This is a genomic window from Streptacidiphilus neutrinimicus (genome assembly GCF_000787815.1).
Classification (GTDB): Bacteria; Actinomycetota; Actinomycetes; order Streptomycetales; family Streptomycetaceae; genus Streptacidiphilus; species Streptacidiphilus neutrinimicus.
Genome location: NZ_BBPO01000001.1, coordinates 112,095 through 115,472, shown reverse-complemented (window position 1 = coordinate 115,472; position 3,378 = coordinate 112,095). Strand labels below are relative to the sequence as shown.

Below are 3,378 nucleotides of genomic sequence, written 5' to 3'. Positions count from 1 at the left end.
CGTAAGGGGCGCGGGGAGCTGCGCAAGCAGCTCCCCGCGCCCCTGGACAGTGCGACTGCCTGCGGGAGCGGACGGCTAGCGGACCTCGGTGATCTCCGGGCCGCGCTCGAACGGGTTCAGGTCGCCGGCGGAGGCGGGACGCCCCTGCTGGGGCATGCCGTCCGGGACCATCTGGGCGTCCTCGGGCAGGCGCAGCACGATCGGGTCGCGGGGGGCCATCGGCCCATCTCCGCGGACGACGACCGTCTGACGGAAGACCTGCTCCAGCACCGCCGCCGCGTCGTCCTGCATGGCCGCCTGGCCACTGATCACGCCGCGCAGGAACCACCGGGGGCCGTCACAGCCGACGAATCGGACGACCTGGACCCCCTGGGTGCCGTCGGGCAGCTGCACGGGGACGCGAGCGCGCAGGCCCCAGCCCAGCGCGGTCTCCTCCTCGTCGATGGCACCGCCCTGCTGCTCGATGCCGTCGGCGATCTCCTGGCGGACCTCGCCCCAGATGCCCTCGGACTTCGGCGCGGCGAAGCCCTGCAGCTGAATCGCGCTGTTGCCGAGCACGAGCGTGGCCGCGACGATCGCGTCACCGGCGACCTCGACCCGCAGCTCCATGCCCTCGACACCGGGGACCAGCAGACCGCCCAGGTCCACCCGGCCGTCCTGGGCGTCGTCGACCTCGGAGATGTCGAACGGGCCCTCGGGACGCGGCGCCGGCGGCAGGCCGACCCGCTCCCCCGTCTCGCCGTCCTCCAGCTCGGAGGCGTCCTCGAACTCGTTGCTGTCGGCGTCGGCCAGCTCGTCGAGCTGATTGCCAGCGTCCTCGCCCTTGGCGCGACGACGGAACACGGTCACTGTCCTTCCCGGTCGGGTACCGAAGAGTCTTTCTGCCCGGCCGCGGGAATGCTAACCGCGGCATGGCCCCCCGTCGACCCGAAGCCTCCTGCGGCGCGCGCCGACCCCGGCAGTTCCGCCACCTCGTGGAAGCGGACCTTCTCCACCCGCTGGACCACCAGCTGGGCGATCCGGTCCCCGCGGTGGAAGACCACCCGCTCGCGCGGGTCGAGGTTGACGACGATCACCTTGATCTCACCACGGTACCCGGCATCGACCGTTCCGGGGGCATTGACGAGGGCGATGCCGCACCGTGCGGCCAGCCCGGAGCGCGCGTGTACGAAGGCCGCGTACCCGTCCGGCAGAGCGACCGCGATTCCGGTCGGCAGGACGGCCCGCTCGCCGGGCTCCAGCACGGCGTCGACGGTGGTGCGCAGATCGGCGCCCGCGTCGCCGGGGTGCTCGTAGGCGGGGACGGGCAGGTCCTCGTCGATCCGGCGGATCAGGACGTCGACGGGGCGCAGGTCGGAACTCACGGGTTCACCTCGAAGGCGCGGACGCGCTTGTGCAGGTCGGGGTTGTCCATGGCCGCCTTGATGTCCTCGGGACGGCCGTGGTTGACGAAGTGCTCCAGCGCGACCTGGATGAACAGGGCCCGCGCGGTGAGCGCGACGGGGCCGTCCGGCGCGTCGAGACGGGCCTCGCCGCTGCAGTAGATCTTGCGGCCGGCCACGGCCTCCACCCAGGTGTGCAGGTAGAGGGTGGAGTCGACCGGGACCGGGCGGCGGAAGTCGGTTTCCAGCCGAGCCGTGACCGAGGCGGTGTGCAGCAGCCAGTTCAGCGTGCCGAGCGCGTCGTCCATCGCCGTGACCAGCACGCCGCCGTGTGCGAGCCCGGGCCCGCCCTGGTGGGTGGGGGCGACGGTGAACTCGGCGAAGATCTCCACGCCCTCCCCGGCCCGCGCCTCGAGGTGCAGACCGGAAGGCTGGGCCGGGCCGCAGGCGAAGCAGAAGTCGTAGTGCGACCCGATGAGCTCTCCCGGCGCCGGGGCCTCCGGGTGGCGGACGGGAGCGACCGCCTCGGGCGGCGGCGTCAAGCTGGGGCGTGCTGCATCGGTCACCCCGCGACCCTACAGGGAGCGGCACCCCCCGGGGCCCCGCGGTCTGGCGTGCCGCCCGCGCGGCGCACAATGGACCCCATGTACGACGAACGCCTCTCCGCCCCGGCGGCCCTGTGGCTGCTGCCGGTGGGTCTGGGCATCTCCTTCATGCTGGTCCTGCTGATCTTCAGCCCGATCGCGGCCCTGCTGGGCCTGGTCGCGGGCGGCGTCGGCGGCGCGGTGCTGCTGAGCAGCTACGGCTCGCCGCGCATCCGGGTCACCCAGGGCCACCTGCTCGCCGGCGAGGCGAAGATCCCGGTCTCCGCGCTCGGCAAGGCCGAGATCCTGGACCGGGACGAGGCCTTCGCCTGGCGCACGCGCAAGGCGGACGCCCGCGCGTTCATGCTGCTGCGCGGGTACATCCACACGGCGCTCCGCGTCGAGGTCACGGACCCCGACGACCCGACGCCGTACCTGTACCTCTCCACCCGCACCCCGGACCGCCTCGCCGCCGCCCTCGACGCGGCCCGCTAACCCCCCGCAGGGGCGCAGGCTTCCGCAGGCGAGCAACCAGGCAACCCCCAGGGGCGCGGAGAACTGCAGGCGAGCAACCAGGCAACCCCCAGGGGCGCGGAGAACTGCAGGCGAGCAACCAGGCAACCCCCAGGGGCGCGAGGAACTGCGCGAGAAACCACCCTGAGCGAATGGTCCTGTCCCCTGGGGACCATCCGCACATCAGTGGCTTGTCGCGCAGTTCCTCGCGCCCCTGAGCATGCTGCAACCACCCGCGGGAGCACCGCGGCGGCCCACCCGCGCCCACGCCGCGCAAGCGGCATCACGTGCAGGGCCCGCGCCCCTGAGCGCTGTGCAACCACCTGCGGGAGCGCCGCTGCCGCAGGCTCGCGGCCACGCCGGGGAGCGGCGTCAGGGGGCCCTGGGCGGGCTGCGGAAGCCCGCGGGGGTGAGGGGCTACGGCTCGGGGTGGTCCGGTCGGGCGGTGAGCCAGTAGGCGGGGTCGGCGGGCTGGCGTTCGCGGAGGGAGCGGCGGATCTCCGCGGCGAGCTTGGCCGTGTCGCGGCGGTTGACGTAGGCGCCCGCCGCGGCGCCGATCATGAAGGGCGTCAGCGTGGGGAGCTTGCGGAACCCCGAGCGGGCGAGGCGTCGGCGGATCGACTTCCGCAGCGCCGCGCTCTTGCTGAGGGCCAGGATCGTGGCCGGAGAGGCCGCATCGAGGCCGCGGCGCTCGGACCAGACCGAGAGGTACACCAGTGAGCGCTGCTTGGCGTTGCCCGGCGCGGGCTGGCCGTAGGCCTCGTACAGCTCCGCGACCATCTTGAACTCCACCGCCGCCACCGCGAGCAGCTCCGCGGCGATCTCGACGGGCATCGCGAACGGCACCGGCATCATCGCCGCCGCGCCCGCGCCCGCGCCGACCGCGCCGGCGGCGCAGG

Annotated in this window: 4 protein-coding genes and 1 pseudogene; 1 reads left to right on the top strand and 4 read right to left on the bottom strand. The window is 73.8% G+C overall.

The window, feature by feature from the left end; all coding sequences use genetic code 11:
• Positions 1 to 75: 75 nt before the first annotated feature.
• Genes TR48_RS00490 through TR48_RS00480 form a run of 3 tightly spaced genes read right to left on the bottom strand, consistent with a single transcriptional unit; the run spans position 76 to position 1,948 of the window.
• On the bottom strand, positions 76 to 843 hold the full coding sequence (locus TR48_RS00490; RefSeq protein ID WP_042363737.1) for a DUF3710 domain-containing protein: 768 nt from the start codon (positions 841 to 843) through the stop codon (positions 76 to 78).
• A gap of 2 nt (positions 844 to 845) precedes the next feature.
• Positions 846 to 1,364 (bottom strand): dUTP diphosphatase, encoded by a 519-nt coding sequence (dut, locus tag TR48_RS00485; protein WP_439654194.1) that lies wholly within the window; start codon positions 1,362 to 1,364, stop codon positions 846 to 848.
• On the bottom strand, positions 1,361 to 1,948 hold the full coding sequence (locus tag TR48_RS00480) for a PaaI family thioesterase (protein WP_236651940.1): 588 nt from the start codon (positions 1,946 to 1,948) through the stop codon (positions 1,361 to 1,363). Before TR48_RS00480 ends, dut begins: the two co-directional genes overlap by 4 nt.
• 69 nt (positions 1,949 to 2,017) lie before the next feature.
• Between TR48_RS00480 and TR48_RS00475 the strand changes: the two genes are divergently transcribed.
• Positions 2,018 to 2,461, top strand: coding sequence for a DUF3093 domain-containing protein (locus TR48_RS00475; RefSeq protein WP_042363735.1), 444 nt, complete (start codon positions 2,018 to 2,020; stop codon positions 2,459 to 2,461).
• 435 nt (positions 2,462 to 2,896) lie between these two features.
• Here the strand turns inward: TR48_RS00475 and TR48_RS00470 are convergent.
• Positions 2,897 to 3,378 (bottom strand): annotated as a pseudogene (locus TR48_RS00470) (hypothetical protein); the annotation flags it as partial.